This window comes from Bacillus sp. 5B6, from assembly GCF_000259405.1.
In the GTDB taxonomy this organism is placed as follows: Bacteria; Bacillota; Bacilli; order Bacillales; family Bacillaceae; genus Bacillus; species Bacillus velezensis.
This window is the reverse complement of sequence record NZ_AJST01000001.1, coordinates 790,630-804,891: the sequence shown is the minus strand read 5'-3', so window position 1 is coordinate 804,891 and position 14,262 is coordinate 790,630. Positions and strand designations below refer to the sequence as shown.

The following is a 14,262-nucleotide window of genomic DNA, read 5'->3' as shown; positions in this document are numbered from 1 at the left end:
GAGCGACTTTCATCATCGGCGTATGTTTTCCTTAGAAAAGAATGACAAACAAAGCCTGAATTGCTCCGATCATCCCGCCGAGCAGACCGCCTAAATACGTTATCATCTTAAATTCTCTCTTGGAAATCGACAGCACCATTTCCTCCAGCCGTTCAACGGGAAACTGATCAACCTGCTCTTTGACCACTTCCTCAAGACGCAGCCGTTTCAGCACATCCTCCAAATGAGCGGCAATACTGCCGAGTGCCGCATCAAGCAGCTTCGGCGCGTACGTTCCCGTAATCTCCCCTTCATAACGGGAGATGATGTCACCGAGCCGGCATTCGAAAAAGGGCGCGGTTTGAAGTGCGGCCAAAGCCCGCTTTTTCATGCTGAACAGCAGATCTTTCGCATTCCACTTTTCATCGGCCTCATAAAGTGTATAAGATTTGAGCTTGCCCCATTCTTGAGAAAGCAGATCAGCCAGAAGCTTTTTCGTTTCCTCATTGCGCAAAAACTTTAACAGCTCAGGCAGCACACGATCTGCCAAGCTTGAATTGCCGAGGAACATCTGCACCATGCTGCCGAGCATCCCCCGGGAATTCAAAAAGTCGTCAATCATATTTCCGAGCCTGTCTTTCCCTTCTTCGCTCTCAAAATAATCAATGCTCCGCTTCAGAATATAATCTGCGGCCAGCGGGACTTTTTCATCCAGCTTTTCCTGAAGCTCATCAGGAAGCCAGTCTTTTATGGCGCGGTGCTCATATTTCCGGTACAGTTCCGAAAGCTTTTCATCGGTAAAACGGTCAATCCAGGCATCCGTCTTTTCCTGCGGATTCCGGATGCCCGCTGCAGCCAAAGCTTCATGCACCGTCATCTCGGAAGCGGCCATTTTTTGTGTGAATTGTTCGGCGAAAAGAAGCGCCTGGTTTTTAACGGTATCTGACAACAGCCGCTTTTTTATTCCTTCCGGGGTTAAAAGGTGGTTCGTCACCATGAGCCCCATTTGTTTTGCCAATTCATCCCGCCTTTTCGGGATCAGCCCCGGGGTAAACGGAACCCGTTTTCCGAACAGGTAATACGGCCGGTACGGACGAAATAACATCTGAATGGCAAGATGATTCGTCACCGCGCCGATCGCGGCTCCGATCACAATCATAAATAGAAACGTTCCTGCTATGCCCATTCCTTTTCTTCTGCCTCCATCTTATGTTCTATTTTCTTGATGATATATCTATTCGTATTATAGAGGCTGGCGGGCATGCGGGCAAATGAAGAACCTGAATTGTTGTTTGTGAGGAATAAGGCAAGATGCTGTTTCGTACTCTTTACAGTAGATCATCTTTTATAACGCGCTTAGCATATTTATTGGATGGAAGGGCCGTTCCATCAGCGGCTTTTTGAATAAAGGGGGAGTAATAATATGACAACACTCGGTTTTATGTCTGTATCCCGCCGGCACGAGGAAGATTACGCCGGGGAATTGGCTGAAAGAGCGCCTCAATATAATGTGCGCTTAGCCCGCTTTACACCGTTTGATATATTTCCGGATTCTTTGCGCGTGAAAGCGCTCGTCTATCACCCGCAAAGCGGAAAGTGGAACGAAACGGAAATCGATATTCCCGAATATATTTACGACCGCTGTTTTTACGGAAAATCCGCTGAAGCGCAAAAAGCCAAACCGATCGTCGAATGGCTGAAAAAATATCCGAAAACGGAATTTATCGGCCGGGGGCTTCCTGATAAATGGACGATCACGGATGCGCTCCAAAAGCATCATCTGATCAGTCCCTATATTCCTGAAACGGCCGAAATCAGCCGCTATGAACAGGTGCAATCATACTTAGCCAAGGAAAAGGCATGTATACTTAAGCCCGCTTTCGGCGCGGGAGGCAGAGGCATCATCCTGCTTGAAACAGGCAAAAAATCAATTACGGCCACTTACTATATCGGAAAAAACAAACAAACAAAATCATTTTCCAATCACGTGTCTTTTAAGTCTTGGTGCAAAAAAGTGCTGCAGCACCGCTATTTGCTTCAATCCTATTTAAATATCCAGGATAAAGAGCGGCATCCGTGCGACATCCGCATTTTCATGCGCAAAACTGAGTCAGGCGTTTGGGAAACGGTCGGAAAAGCGGTCAGAAGGGGTTATCAGAACGGTCTTTTATCTCATTTGCCCGGAGGATCCGAACCGATTAAGTTTGACACATGGTTTGAGGAAATTCCGAGAAAGCAGCAGGCCGTTTTATTGGATGATGTCTTTTCGATCACCCAATCCGTCCCTTATTTCCTTGACGAACGGTTCGGTCCGCTGTTTGAGCTGGGGCTCGATATTTGTTACGCCAAAGACGGACGCATCTGGCTTTTGGATGTCAACTCAAAGCCGGGACGGAAAGCTATTTTAAGCGTGGCTCCGGAGGCGAAAGAGGATTTGTATACGAGTCCGCTGAGACGCTTCCGAGAACTGCAGTCACAGGAAAGCCGGAAAGGAGTATTACCGCGTGAATCATAAAGGGATGATTGTCGGCATCGATAAAAAAAGCAAAAATACGCTGTTTCTCCCCTCCTCCATGAAACGGGAAGGGCTTTTATCCGCTGCCTTCGGGACCAAGGTTGTCAAATGCCGTGTAGCCTTTTCTCAATCACTTGAAAAAAGCGCGCTCCTTTCTGAAGATTTGTTTGAGGAGCTGTTGATACCGCATAAAAGCCGGGCTGACTTTCTCATACACGGCCAGACGGTGCACATCGGACCGTTGATCGGCGTTTTCACAGCCGGGTTCACATCATCGCCGTCCCGCCCGTTAAGAGACCGTACAGCCTTCTTTTCCAAGATGCTCTCTCTTCATGAACAGGCGAACGGATATTGTTTCGTTTTCGGGGCCCATCAGATCAACTGGGAAGAAGGCACCGTCCAAGCGCTGATTTATAAAGAAAACAGCTGGAAACGGACGGCCGTCCCGCTTCCGAATGTCGTATATGACAGGCTCCCGAGCCGAAAAACAGAAGAAGTTCCGCTTTTACAGCAGACAAAACAGAGGCTGATGAATGACTATCAGATTCCGTGGTTTAATCCGCAATTCTTTAATAAATGGGACATTCATAAGCTTCTGGAAAAAAACAGTCTCACCGCTTCACTTCTGCCAAAATCTGTCCTGCACCCGAATGCGGAAGCGTTAGAGACGTTATGCAGCACATTTGGCACCGTCTATATCAAACCTGCAGACGGCGCACTCGGCACGGGGATTTACAAGGTGGAAAAAACAGATGCCGGCTTATCTGTCAAACACACGAATGAGGAAAAAACGGTGGTGACGGCAGAGTATTCAGATGCGGCATCCTTCATGACATCATTTAAAGAAAACAATGACCCGTCCGCATTTTTAATTCAGCAAGGCATTGACCTGATCCGGCTGGATGGGCGCCCCGTCGATTTCAGGGTGCACACGAATAAAAACGCCGAGGGGAAATGGACAGTGACGGCCATTGCGGCAAAAATTTCCGGTGAAAACAGCATCACGACGCATCTGGCAACCGGCGGAGAAGTCATGACGTTAGCTGAATTATACGGCGATCCGCGAGAGAGAGTCGGCATGATGCGGAAACTTTCTAAAGCCGCCTTGGCGGTCAGCCGCGTGTTAAATGAGCACATTGAAGGTTTTATCGGCGAAATCGGTTTTGACCTCGGCGTCGATCATTCAGGGAAAGTTTGGATGTTTGAAGCCAATTCCCGCCCCGGGCGCAGCATTTTTTCCCATCCAAAGCTGAGATCGGTCGATTACCTGACAAAACGGAGAAATTTTGAATACGCGTCGTATTTATCAGAACGGTCCATCACCGCCCCGGAAAAACTTTGGCGGTGAGGCTGTCTTTTTTTAGGTTTACCCGGGACAGGCAATGAACGATGAGCTACAATGAACAAGATCAACATTTCCCATAAGGAGCGTGAACGTCATGATTTCGCACTTCAGCTGGAAACCGTTATTCAAAAAAGAGAAACTGCCCGGATGGCGGATTTCATTTTATTGGCAGGGTACGCATTACGAAGGGATTTACCATAAGTCCGGAGACATTGAATGGGGACACACACATCCGGGAAAAGAAGAGCCGGCTCTCGTAAAAGAGCTGCATGAATTAATGCTTTATCACATATATGACTGAAAGCTAAAAGCTCAGCCGCACTAGGCTGGGCTTTTCTTTTTCCTTCCGCTATTTACCACACCGTTTTCCGAATGAGATGCCGTTTGATTCACCATAATACGTAGTACAAAGCGGCAAACAGCATTGGGTGAAGCCGAGCTGGCAATGGTTTTCATTCCGAAAACCATCGGCTGGTGCAATTCCAGCAAACCCAACCATACTACTTTATAAAGGAGATCATACAAATGGCAAACAACAACTCTTCAAACCAACTAGTAGTACCCGGCGCTGCTCAAGCAATCGACCAAATGAAATACGAAATTGCTTCTGAGTTCGGCGTAAACCTTGGCGGAGAAACAACTTCTCGTGCAAACGGTTCTGTCGGAGGAGAAATCACTAAACGTTTAGTATCTTTCGCACAGCAGAACATGGGCGGCCAAGGCGTACAATAACTCAATAAATGGCTTACAGAAGGCGCGGGATACCGCGTCTTCTTTTATGCCGTCACCCTTTTTTCCTATTCCACATACCCTAGGAAAAAAGGAGGGAAAACATGTCATTCATTGCCTCAGTCAATTGGGAGCTGTTTCAGTTCGTAAGTGTTTCTTTGGTCAATGAATATGTTGCCCACCATTTCCCGTTTATTCACAGGTATTCTTTTCCCCGCTGCTTTGAATGATATAATGAGCGGCGAGGAGGTTTTTTACATGAACATCGCTTTACTCGGAGCAACGGGAAGAGTAGGACAGGCTTTTATAAAAGAAGCGCAGAAACATGGACATATGGAGATATTCGCTCTTGTCAGATCAGCCGGAACAGTCCTTCTTCCCATTCCTGAAAAACAAATCATAACAGGGAATGCGAGGCGGCGGGAAGATGTAAGCCGATTGATTTCCAAAGCGGACACAGTCGTGAGCTGTCTCGGCACGGACGGTGACGATACCCTTTCAGCCGCTATGACCCATATAATAGACAGCATGAAATGGCATCATGTTCAGCGTCTGATTACGATCGGAACCGCGGGTATCCTTCAGTCACGGCTTATGCCTGATCAATACCGTTTTGAATCGGCAGAATCAAAACGAAAATCAACAAGAGCCGCAAAGGAACACGCCCGCGTATACGAGATGCTGCTGGCAGAGGATCTTGACTGGACGATCATCTGTCCCACCTACCTTCCTGACGGAGATGCTGCCGGAGTTTACCGGTTCGAACAGGATCGCCTTCCTGAAGACGGCGCTGAAATCACCGTCGGAGACACGGCGCATTTTCTGTACCATGAGCTGATCAGCCCTCAGTTTGTCAGAAAACGGGTGGGACTGGCTTACTGAATGAAAAAAAGGGCGAATCTTTAGATTCACCCTTTCCGATTACACCGCGGACTTCGCAGTTCCTTTCTGCAATTCATACATTTGGTGGTACTGCCCCTTTTGCGCCATTAATTCGTCATGGCTTCCCTTTTCAATGATGCGGCCCTTTTCCAGCACGAGAATCTGGTCGGCGTGTCTGATCGTGGAAAGCCGATGGGCGATAATAAATGTCGTGCGCCCTTCTTGAACCACTTGCAGCGCTTTTTGAATGACTGCTTCTGTTTCGGTGTCAATGTGCGCCGTCGCCTCATCCAAAATTAAAATGGCCGGATCGAACACAAGCGCTCTTGCAAAAGAAATCAGCTGACGCTGGCCTGAGGACAGTGTGCCGCCTTTTTCGGTGACGGGCTCTCTAATGCCCTTCGGCAAAGATTGCAGAAGGCTTGCGGCACCGACTTGGCGAAGCGCTTCTTCCGCCTGCTCCAGAGAAATACGCTGATCATCGAGCGTCACATTGGAGCCGATCGTGCCCGAGAAAAGATACGGGTCTTGCAGCACAATGCCCATATGCGACCTCAGCTCCTGCCTTGACATGCCGTATATGCTCTGACCATCCAGCAGAATATCCCCTTTTTGAGCATCATAAAAACGGAACAGAAGATTCAGGATGGAGCTTTTGCCGGACCCCGTATGGCCGACGAGGGCGACCGTCTCCCCTTTTTCAGCTGTAAAGCTGATGTGTTTCAGCACCTCTTCTCCCTTTCGATATCCAAAAGAAACATCGCGGAATTCCACAGTTCCTTTCGCCTTTCTGTCTGCGGGAGCGCCTTCTTCTTCCGTTTCCTCCTCCTGTAAAAGCTCGAATACCCTGGCGGCAGAGACACGGGCCAATTCAAGCTTTGAAAATTGGTTGACAATCCCCGTAACCGGCTGGAACAAACGGTTTAAATAATCAACAAATGCATATAAAACACCGATTGAAACAATTCCAGCCGCACTCAGACTCGCGCCCCCGAAATACCAGATCAGCCCGACAAACGCCAGATTGCGCAACACATTGACAAGACTGTGGGACATGAGGGAATTTAAGGACAGCATTTTGTTTTTGTAGCGGAAATGAGCTTCATTCAATTCTTCAAATTCCTTTATCGTTTCCTTCTCGCGGCGGAACGCCTGAATAATCGGCATTCCTTGAATGGACTCGTTCATTTTCGCATTGATGTCACTGTTAATGGAACGGATTTTTTGGTTGAAGACGGATGCGTATTTGCGGTACACAACCGACCAGATCATTAAAATCGGAATAATCAGCAGGCAAACGGCGGCCAGCCTGACGTCAAGCATAAACAGCGCTGTAAAAATGCCGAGCATATAAACGCCGCTTGTGATAAATGTCGACAGCACCGTTACATATAAATCCCTGACCGCTTCTGTGTCATTCGTAATGCGGGCCACGACTTTTCCGGCAGGCAGATTATCAAAGTAGCGGATCGGCATTTTCTGAATGTGTGAAAATACATCCTGCCTCATGCGCTGTATGATCCGGTTCGCTCCCATCTGCAGCAGATAATGCTGGCCGTAATGAAAACATACGGAAAACATGAGCAGTCCCGCGTAAATGGCGGTCAGCGTCAGCAATCCTTTTATTTCCGGACGGTAAAATTGAAAAATCTCCTGTCTTGATAACGTAATGGCGGGATATGACCTGCTTTCTTTACCGTTTGATATTGTCAGCCGGCCGTCAGACACCGAACGGTTTCCGTCAAAACTGACGGGACGGTCAACAAAATAGTAGCCCGCACCGACTTGATAAATGTGCGCCTCTCCGGTTTTGTCCGCCCCCGGTTTGAGCCGGTCCTCCCTGACATAATCATGCCCCCGGAACCTGACGGCGTCCGGATCGTCCGCAGAGGCTTTAACCCATGTTTTTTCAATGCCGAGAATGTGGTCGTCAATCATTTTTTTTCCGATAAACGGGCCGGTCAGCTCAGTGCCGACCGCAATAATGAGCAGGACGACCGCCCATATCAGCAGCTTCTTATATTGAAGCGCGTAATTCCATAATCTTCTTCCGGTCTTCATGCGCCCGTCCCCCCTTCTTCAAGAGAGGACAGCTGCTGCCTCTCATATTGTTTTCGATACCAGCCGTTCTGCGCCAATAGCTCCCGGTGCGTGCCTCTTTCAGACACCCGGCCTTCATCCATGACGAGAATGAGATCTGCGTGTTCAACTGCCGAGAGCCGGTGGGTGGTGATAATCGTTGTTTTATGCCGCCGTTTTTTACGGATGCTGTCAATGATGGCGGCTTCCGTTTTCGCGTCTACGGCAGAAAGCGAATCATCTAATATGAGAATGTCAGGATCGGTCAAAAGCGCTCTCGCAATTGAGATGCGCTGCTTTTGTCCGCCAGAGAGCGCTACGCCCTTCTCGCCGACAAGCGTCTCAAGCCCGTCGGAAAGCATGCCGATATCGTTTTCAAAATGCGCATCTTTCAGCGCGCTGCCGATTTCCTCTTCGTTTGCATCCTGCCGGCCGTAAAGCAGATTCTCCTTTACAGTCTTTGAAAATAAAATATGATCCTGCGGCACATAGCCGATCCACCCGCGGAGCTCCTCGAGCGGAATCTCTTGAATCGGAACGCCTGTAAACGTGATTGCTCCCGCCCCGGGCGGATATTCACGCAACAGCTGCTTAATGATCGTCGTCTTTCCGCTTCCCGTCTTCCCGACGATGCCGAGTGTCTGCCCTTTTTCTACGGAAAAAAATACATCAGAAACCGCCGGTCCCGCTCCGCTCGGATACGTGAAAGTCACTTGTTCAAAAACAAGACGCCCGGGCTCCTTTATGCCGGCGGGATGCTTGGGTCCTGTCACGTCAGGCTCATAGGAAAGCGTCTCATTCACACGATCCAAGGAGGCATTTCCGCGCTGCATGATATTGATTAATTCTCCGATCGCAAACATCGGCCAGATCATCATTCCGAGGTACACGTTAAACGATACCAGCTCTCCCAGCGTCAGCCGGTTTTGAAAAACGAGATAAGCGCCGTAGCCGAGACCGATGAGATAGCTGAGGCCGACGAGAAGTTTCACAGTCGGTTCAAAAAGTGAATCGATAAACGCCACTTTCATATTTTTCTCATATACATCCGCCGTCATATCACCGAACCGGCTGACATCATTTTTTTCCTGTACGAAAGCCCGGATGACCCGGACGCCGGATACCGACTCCAGCACCTTGTCATTTAATGATCCGAAAGCATCCTGCGCTTCCGTAAACCGCTCATGGATCTTTTTTCCGTACAGGCTGACCGCAGCCGCCATTATCGGCAGCGGAATAATCGCGGCAAATGTCAGCTTCCAGCTGATGAGAAGCCCCATTGTCAAAAATATCGTCAGCATATACATCGTCGAATCAACGAGCGTTAAGACCCCGAAGCCCGTCGTCATACTGACGGCCTGCAAGTCATTTGTCCCCCGCGCCATTAAATCGCCCGTTCTGTATTTCTCGTAAAACGGCGGTGACATTTGAAGAAGCCTTCCCATCAGCTTTGAACGGAGAATCTTCTCCATGACATTCGCCCCGCCGAAAAGCTGATACATCCAAAAATAAGACAGTAAATAGACGGCTGCCGTTAATGCGAGAAAAACACATATGTAAAACAGCATCCCGCTTTTTGTAAACACGCCCGCCTTCATATCGTCTATCGCGTTACCGAGAAGTTTAGGCGGAAACATTTCAATGACATTCACAATCAATAACAGAACAATCGCTGTCGTATAGCGCAGCCAATAGGCTTTAAAAAACCACGCGAGCTTTTTTAATACAGTAAACAAATACCGTCATCCCCTTTCATCAATCAGCCGCCCTCAAGCTTTTCCGGATTGTTTTTCATTGTTTTCGCTAATACCGCCACATGCATCACACCTGTCTTTCTTTCATTTTTTTGTATAAAAAAAGACATGAAGCCTCAGCTCCATGCCTCTTATTATTATAAATAAGGTACAGACCCGCCGTTTATGCGCGACTGCCCCGTTTTTAAGCAAATGTTCAGAAAACGGAAGCTGTATGGGAGTCACGCCGGTATTCAGCTGAAGATGAGTTGACAAGCATTAGTTTTGACATGATCCATACCTCCTTTTTCCCTATATTGTTCCTTCATCATATAAACAAATCCTTTTTTTGTCAATGCAGGTTTTACATTTCTGCCATTCGGGTATTGTAAAACAAACCTTTTTTACTGAAAGGATGAGGCCGATGTTTCACGCGGACCGGTTGATAGCAGCTTTTGACGGAAGTGATGATAGTAAAAAAGCGCTCCAAAAAGCCATAGACCTTTCAAAAACGTTTCACGCGGATTTAACGGTCGTACATTCCCACAATGCAAAAGATACCCAGACGATTGTTGATCCCCCGAGGCCGGGAGCCGGGGCAACGTATATCGGCGGCGGGATTGCAAGCGTTCCTGACCCGCTCCAGGCGGAAAGAATCTCCCCTGATCCGATGATTTATGAAGACCGTACGGAAGAAATCGTTGCGGAAGCGAGAATGCTGATGAACGACAGCCAGATTGACGGGGATATCGACATTTTAGAAGGTGACCCCGCTGATGCCATTATCGAGCATGCCGACCGTATATCGGCGGATTTGATCGTCATGGGGAGCCGGGACCAGAACAGGCTGAAAAAACTTTTATTCGGAAGTGTCAGTGAAAAACTGTCATCGAAATCCGATATTCCCGTGCTGATCGTAAAATAATTCTTTCTGTAAAGCAGCTTAATCAAAAGCTGCTTTTTTTACAGCTCCCGGCTGTTTCTTCTTTTTTTCGGCATCACAAAAAAACTCGCCATGATCAAAAAATCGATGCACAATACAACAGACCAGCCCTTTAACAGTACGCTGAGCGCTTCGGTGCGGGAAGCGTCCTGAATGAGAAATACCGTTCCGGCTAAAAGAACGCCGCCGATGACAAATGCTAATACATGTCTTCCCCACCCTTTTGCATAATGTTTGGCATAATCCAGTCCGTACCGTCTGACCGGTTTTGCCCCTTCCTTGACCACATAATAGCGGAACCGCTCATCCGCCCATTGAATCATGCTTTTCCCGAAGGCGACAGACACTCCGATATAAATGGCCGCCACCGCATGCGCCATAGTCGCCGCCGCCCCTCTGTATAAATCAGCTGCGGCCGCCAGAAACAGTACGGCATCCAATAAAGGAATGAGAGCGAAAAAAAACATTCCGAGCTTTTGCCGCCTGAATATATAGCGCGCCGCCAATCCAAAGATGACAGCCGCCCAAAAAGCAGCCTCACAAATGACAATCAACCAAGCAATCGCGTTCAATCCGGTTCCCCCTTATCGTTTTCTAAAATGCATTGTATCACTGCTCTTTATTTAATACAACTGTATTACAAAATTGCAAGAAAAAATATTTCCTGTTACACTGGAACCATGCCTAAAATAATCGATCATGAAAAAAGAAGAAAACAAATAGCCGAAGCCACTTGGCGGACGATTTTGGAGCGGGGAATGGAAGGAGCGACAGTGAGAAACATCGCCCAGGAAGCGGGTCTTTCTTTAGGCGCGCTGAGGCACTATTTCACCACCCAGGATGAGCTTTTAGGGTATGCGATGACACTCGTAAAAGAAAAAGCGGCCGCCAGAATTAACGAAGTTGCCATGAAAGATCTGCCGCCGAAAGAAAAAGCGGTGCGTCTGATGCTTGAAATCATCCCGACAGATGAAGAAACGATGGCTGAAATGGAGGTATGGTTCGCTTTCACAGCTTATGCCAGACATAAGGGAGAAGAGTTTCAACCCCAGCAGGACGGGATCTTGGCATATATCCGAAGTCTGATTGACTGGCTGGATGAAAATAAGCTTCTGAAACCGAATCTTGATAAAGAGATCGAAGCGGAGAAAATGTACGCCATCGCCGACGGATTGGCGCTGCATGCCATGCTTGAACCTGAGCGTCTTTCAAAAGAGAAGATCTCCCGTGTGCTCGTTCAGCATATCGAATCTCTTTTTATCTGACTGAAGCAAAAAGGCCGGATGTGTTCCGGCCTTTTTTCAGCTTATGACTGAACGCCGAGCTCCTGCTGAATGTGCGACTGAAAAGCCTCCTGAATCGTTTTGGCTACAGGTCCCGGCACTCCGCTTCCGACCGGTTTTCCGTCAAGGGTTACGATCGGGATTAATTCAGCCGTCGTTGACGAGATGAAAATTTCATCCGCATCCCTGAGTTCGTCTTCGGTAAGAGCCTGCTCCCGCACCTCAATCCCGTTTTCTTTCATCAGCTCTAACAGTTTCATCCGCGTAATGCCGTTTAAAATCAGCTCATTTGCAGGATGCGTCCGGACAGTGCCGTTTATGACGGCGTATACATTGGAAGAGGTTCCTTCCGTGACCGCTCCGTCCCTTATCAGCACCGCTTCATAAGCGCCTGCTTCATAGGCTTTTTGTTTAATCATCACATTATACAGTAAATTCAGACTCTTAATGTCACACCTCAGCCAGCGTTTGTCCTCCGCCGTTATGGCCTGCGCTCCGGCTTTTTGTTCATTTTCCGGTTTTTTCACTGAAAAGGTGTATGCCGTCGTCTGCGGTTCCAATCCTTCGTCATACTGGTGCTTCCGCGGCGCCTTCCCTCTCGTCGTCTGTATATAGACCCCGCCGTCAATGAGTTTGTTTTCCTGTACGAGCTTTTGCAGATCCCATTCTATGTCCTCTGCGGAGAAAGGCAGGGTGATGCCGATTTCTGCGGCGCTTCTGAAAAGACGGTCAATATGCTCGCGCAGACCGAATAAGGCGCCGTTATACACTCTGATGACCTCATACACACCGTCACCGAATTGATATCCGCGGTCCTCAATATCAACTGCCGCTTCTTCACGATCAATCAACTGGCCGTTTACTAATGTCTTCATGTAAACCCTCCTCATCGTTATCTGCCGTGATGTGCATTCTCAGCTGTTATTGTCAACTATTCTATCATACTGAACGAGCCGGCTGCGGAGTTTATTTTTTTCTTAAAATCTTATTATTCGACATCTTTTCTATGTCTTTTCCAGTTTTGTTCCTGTATACTTGATTCGACATACATATGCTGTTAACTTATGGCACTTCGCAAGCCTCCGCTGTTATCGGCATTATGCAGAAACTTATGCTACTGGAGAGATTGTTATGCGCAACACAAAAGAAGGTGCTTCCCCTTCTCTGTTTTCATTGGCTTTTAAACTTACGAGTTTAGCAGTTTTGTGCGGACTGCTTCTGGTAATCGTCATAATGGGATATTCCGCTTCCGCCGCAAAAAACAAACAGGTCACCGTGACCGCAAACGGGCAGCTTCGGGATGAAGCAGAAAGCCTGCGGCTGAAAAATGATTCTCCCGACATCTTAATGAAACATTTGCAGAGAGAGCGTGACCCAGGGAAAAAAACGGTATATTTAACCTTCGACGACGGGCCGTCTCCATATACTGAACAGCTGTTGAATGTATTGAAGGCAAATGGCGCAAAGGCCACTTTTTTTATGCTTGAACCGCGGATGAAAGCCTATCAGCATTCCGTGCAAAGAGCGAAGCAGGAAGGGATCGCGCTCGGCCTGCACGGCGTGACGCACGATAATCACCTGTTTTATCAAACACCGACATCACCGCTGAACGAAATGCAGCAGGGACGCGATACACTCGAGGCAATCACCGGAGTAAAAACGGATCTTGTCCGCACGCCTTACGGCAGTAAACCGTCATTGACGGATGCCCAAATTAAGAATCTCGAAAAAGGCGGATTCGTGTACTGGGACTGGACGATAGACAGTGAAGACTGGAAGTACAAAAATGCACGGTACGTGCCGGAAGTATTGAATCAGCTCGCATATTTGGAAAGCGTTCATACGAGCAGGCCGCATGTCATTTTAATGCACGATCTGCCTGCGACGGTGCACGCTTTGCCTAGCCTGATCCAAAAACTGAAAGCCCAGGGCTACTCCTTTGATGTTCTGACGGATCAAATGATTCCCATCCATGAATAAGAAAAGCCGGATCTGTATATGATCCGGCTTTTTTATGTCGCGGCGCTGATCCGTTTTGCAAATTCACCGATCTTCTCATGGATGACAAGATCAAATAAATGGTCGCAATATGTCGGCTCAAGGTTAATGATCACCTGATTCAAACCGGGAATCCGGCCCGCATCCTCAGGGACAAACCTTGCCGGCGCCACTTCAAGCGAAGTGCCGATCACAAGAAGAAGATCAGCTTTATCAAGCTTTTCATAAAGGGTTTCAAAATGCTGAACGAGATCGCCGAACAGCACGACATCCGTCTTTAATACGGTGCCGCATACCGCATGATCACCGATTTCCGCCGTACATTCCGGCACTTCGTCCTTCAGCAGATGAGAAAGCCCGTAGCGCGCTCCGCAGCGGGGGCATGCGGCGGTCTGAATTGAACCGTGAAGCTCATAGACACTGCTGCTTCCCGCTTTCTTATGCAGCCCGTCAATATTCTGCGTGAAAATGTCTACCTGCTTTCCCCGCTTTTCAAGATCCGCCAAATACGTATGGCCGGCATTCGGCTTATAACTTCCGCTCATTTTCATCTGAAAGAGCTGTTTGAATTTAGGCCAGAATTCACGCGGACGGCGTTCAAAGTATTCCCTGCTCATCGCTTCCATTCTGGAGGTATCTTCGGTCCATATACCGCCCGCCGAACGAAAATCAGGGATGCCGGATTCCGTGCTCATTCCCGCTCCCGTCAGCACCACGATACGTTCCGCCTGATTGATCAATGTCATCAACGCTTCCACTCTTCCACCGCCTTTTCT

15 protein-coding genes are annotated in these 14,262 nt (G+C 48.3%); 9 read left to right on the top strand and 6 right to left on the bottom strand.

Annotated elements, in window-relative coordinates; genetic code table 11:
- Positions 1 to 31: 31 nt before the first annotated feature.
- Positions 32 to 1,165, bottom strand: a complete 1,134-nt coding sequence (locus MY7_RS03925; RefSeq protein ID WP_007610375.1) for a DUF445 domain-containing protein — start codon at positions 1,163 to 1,165, stop codon at positions 32 to 34.
- Positions 1,166 to 1,402: 237 nt separating this feature from the next.
- Between MY7_RS03925 and MY7_RS03920 the strand changes: the two genes are divergently transcribed.
- The 6 genes from MY7_RS03920 to MY7_RS03900 all read left to right on the top strand — a co-directional run bounded on the left by MY7_RS03920 (position 1,403) and on the right by MY7_RS03900 (position 5,450).
- On the top strand, positions 1,403 to 2,494 hold the full coding sequence (locus MY7_RS03920) for a YheC/YheD family endospore coat-associated protein (RefSeq protein WP_007610374.1): 1,092 nt from the start codon (positions 1,403 to 1,405) through the stop codon (positions 2,492 to 2,494).
- On the top strand, positions 2,484 to 3,842 hold the full coding sequence (locus tag MY7_RS03915; protein WP_007610372.1) for a YheC/YheD family endospore coat-associated protein: 1,359 nt from the start codon (positions 2,484 to 2,486) through the stop codon (positions 3,840 to 3,842). The genes MY7_RS03920 and MY7_RS03915 overlap by 11 nt, the downstream gene beginning before the upstream one ends.
- An 82-nt stretch (positions 3,843 to 3,924) precedes the next feature.
- Complete coding sequence (locus tag MY7_RS03910; protein WP_012117190.1) at positions 3,925 to 4,140, top strand: YheE family protein; 216 nt, start codon at positions 3,925 to 3,927, stop codon at positions 4,138 to 4,140.
- 224 nt (positions 4,141 to 4,364) lie between these two features.
- The gene (locus MY7_RS03905; RefSeq protein WP_007610368.1) at positions 4,365 to 4,571 is read left to right on the top strand and encodes an alpha/beta-type small acid-soluble spore protein; all 207 of its coding nucleotides are present in this window, start codon (positions 4,365 to 4,367) and stop codon (positions 4,569 to 4,571) included.
- 101 nt (positions 4,572 to 4,672) lie between these two features.
- Positions 4,673 to 4,798 (top strand): hypothetical protein, encoded by a 126-nt coding sequence (locus MY7_RS19865; RefSeq protein WP_007610363.1) that lies wholly within the window; start codon positions 4,673 to 4,675, stop codon positions 4,796 to 4,798.
- 28 nt (positions 4,799 to 4,826) lie between these two features.
- A complete protein-coding gene (locus MY7_RS03900; RefSeq protein ID WP_029325974.1) occupies positions 4,827 to 5,450 on the top strand; it encodes an NAD(P)-dependent oxidoreductase in 624 nt (207 codons plus the stop codon).
- Between the two features lie 39 nt (positions 5,451 to 5,489).
- Here MY7_RS03900 and MY7_RS03895 read toward each other — a convergent pair whose 3' ends face one another.
- Together MY7_RS03895 and MY7_RS03890 are read right to left on the bottom strand one after the other, a co-directional pair.
- The gene (locus MY7_RS03895) at positions 5,490 to 7,511 is read right to left on the bottom strand and encodes an ABC transporter ATP-binding protein (RefSeq protein ID WP_007610361.1); all 2,022 of its coding nucleotides are present in this window, start codon (positions 7,509 to 7,511) and stop codon (positions 5,490 to 5,492) included.
- Positions 7,508 to 9,265, bottom strand: a complete 1,758-nt coding sequence (locus tag MY7_RS03890; protein WP_007610360.1) for an ABC transporter ATP-binding protein — start codon at positions 9,263 to 9,265, stop codon at positions 7,508 to 7,510. The genes MY7_RS03895 and MY7_RS03890 overlap by 4 nt, the downstream gene beginning before the upstream one ends.
- Positions 9,266 to 9,686: 421 nt before the next feature.
- Between MY7_RS03890 and MY7_RS03885 the strand changes: the two genes are divergently transcribed.
- Entirely contained in the window at positions 9,687 to 10,187 is a 501-nt protein-coding gene (locus MY7_RS03885; RefSeq protein ID WP_003155289.1) for a universal stress protein, read from the top strand.
- 38 nt (positions 10,188 to 10,225) lie between these two features.
- Here MY7_RS03885 and MY7_RS03880 read toward each other — a convergent pair whose 3' ends face one another.
- Positions 10,226 to 10,777, bottom strand: a complete 552-nt coding sequence (locus tag MY7_RS03880; protein WP_007610358.1) for a hypothetical protein — start codon at positions 10,775 to 10,777, stop codon at positions 10,226 to 10,228.
- 108 nt (positions 10,778 to 10,885) lie between these two features.
- Between MY7_RS03880 and MY7_RS03875 the strand changes: the two genes are divergently transcribed.
- Complete coding sequence (locus MY7_RS03875; protein ID WP_007610356.1) at positions 10,886 to 11,470, top strand: TetR/AcrR family transcriptional regulator; 585 nt, start codon at positions 10,886 to 10,888, stop codon at positions 11,468 to 11,470.
- Positions 11,471 to 11,511: 41 nt separating this feature from the next.
- On the opposite strand, the gene dat is transcribed toward MY7_RS03875, so the two are convergent.
- The gene (gene dat / locus MY7_RS03870; RefSeq protein ID WP_029325975.1) at positions 11,512 to 12,363 is read right to left on the bottom strand and encodes a D-amino-acid transaminase; all 852 of its coding nucleotides are present in this window, start codon (positions 12,361 to 12,363) and stop codon (positions 11,512 to 11,514) included.
- Between the two features lie 256 nt (positions 12,364 to 12,619).
- On the opposite strand from dat, the gene MY7_RS03865 reads away from it, so the two are divergent.
- Positions 12,620 to 13,468 carry a polysaccharide deacetylase family protein gene (locus MY7_RS03865; protein ID WP_007610352.1) on the top strand — a complete coding sequence of 283 codons (849 nt, stop codon included), beginning with the start codon at positions 12,620 to 12,622 and terminating at the stop codon, positions 13,466 to 13,468.
- 32 nt (positions 13,469 to 13,500) lie between these two features.
- Here MY7_RS03865 and MY7_RS03860 read toward each other — a convergent pair whose 3' ends face one another.
- On the bottom strand, positions 13,501 to 14,232 hold the full coding sequence (locus MY7_RS03860; protein ID WP_394852442.1) for an NAD-dependent protein deacylase: 732 nt from the start codon (positions 14,230 to 14,232) through the stop codon (positions 13,501 to 13,503).
- Between the last annotated feature and the right edge of the window lie 30 nt (positions 14,233 to 14,262).

Coding starts and splice junctions, on each gene's coding strand:
- MY7_RS03900 (WP_029325974.1), top strand. CDS start 4,827: ATGAACATCGCTTTACTCGGAGCAACGGGAAGAGTAGGACAGGCTTTT.
- MY7_RS19865 (WP_007610363.1), top strand. CDS start 4,673: ATGTCATTCATTGCCTCAGTCAATTGGGAGCTGTTTCAGTTCGTAAGT.
- MY7_RS03920 (WP_007610374.1), top strand. CDS start 1,403: ATGACAACACTCGGTTTTATGTCTGTATCCCGCCGGCACGAGGAAGAT.
- MY7_RS03895 (WP_007610361.1), bottom strand. CDS start 7,511: ATGAAGACCGGAAGAAGATTATGGAATTACGCGCTTCAATATAAGAAG.
- dat (WP_029325975.1), bottom strand. CDS start 12,363: ATGAAGACATTAGTAAACGGCCAGTTGATTGATCGTGAAGAAGCGGCA.
- MY7_RS03885 (WP_003155289.1), top strand. CDS start 9,687: ATGTTTCACGCGGACCGGTTGATAGCAGCTTTTGACGGAAGTGATGAT.
- MY7_RS03925 (WP_007610375.1), bottom strand. CDS start 1,165: ATGGGCATAGCAGGAACGTTTCTATTTATGATTGTGATCGGAGCCGCG.
- MY7_RS03875 (WP_007610356.1), top strand. CDS start 10,886: ATGCCTAAAATAATCGATCATGAAAAAAGAAGAAAACAAATAGCCGAA.
- MY7_RS03905 (WP_007610368.1), top strand. CDS start 4,365: ATGGCAAACAACAACTCTTCAAACCAACTAGTAGTACCCGGCGCTGCT.
- MY7_RS03865 (WP_007610352.1), top strand. CDS start 12,620: ATGCGCAACACAAAAGAAGGTGCTTCCCCTTCTCTGTTTTCATTGGCT.
- MY7_RS03860 (WP_394852442.1), bottom strand. CDS start 14,232: ATGACATTGATCAATCAGGCGGAACGTATCGTGGTGCTGACGGGAGCG.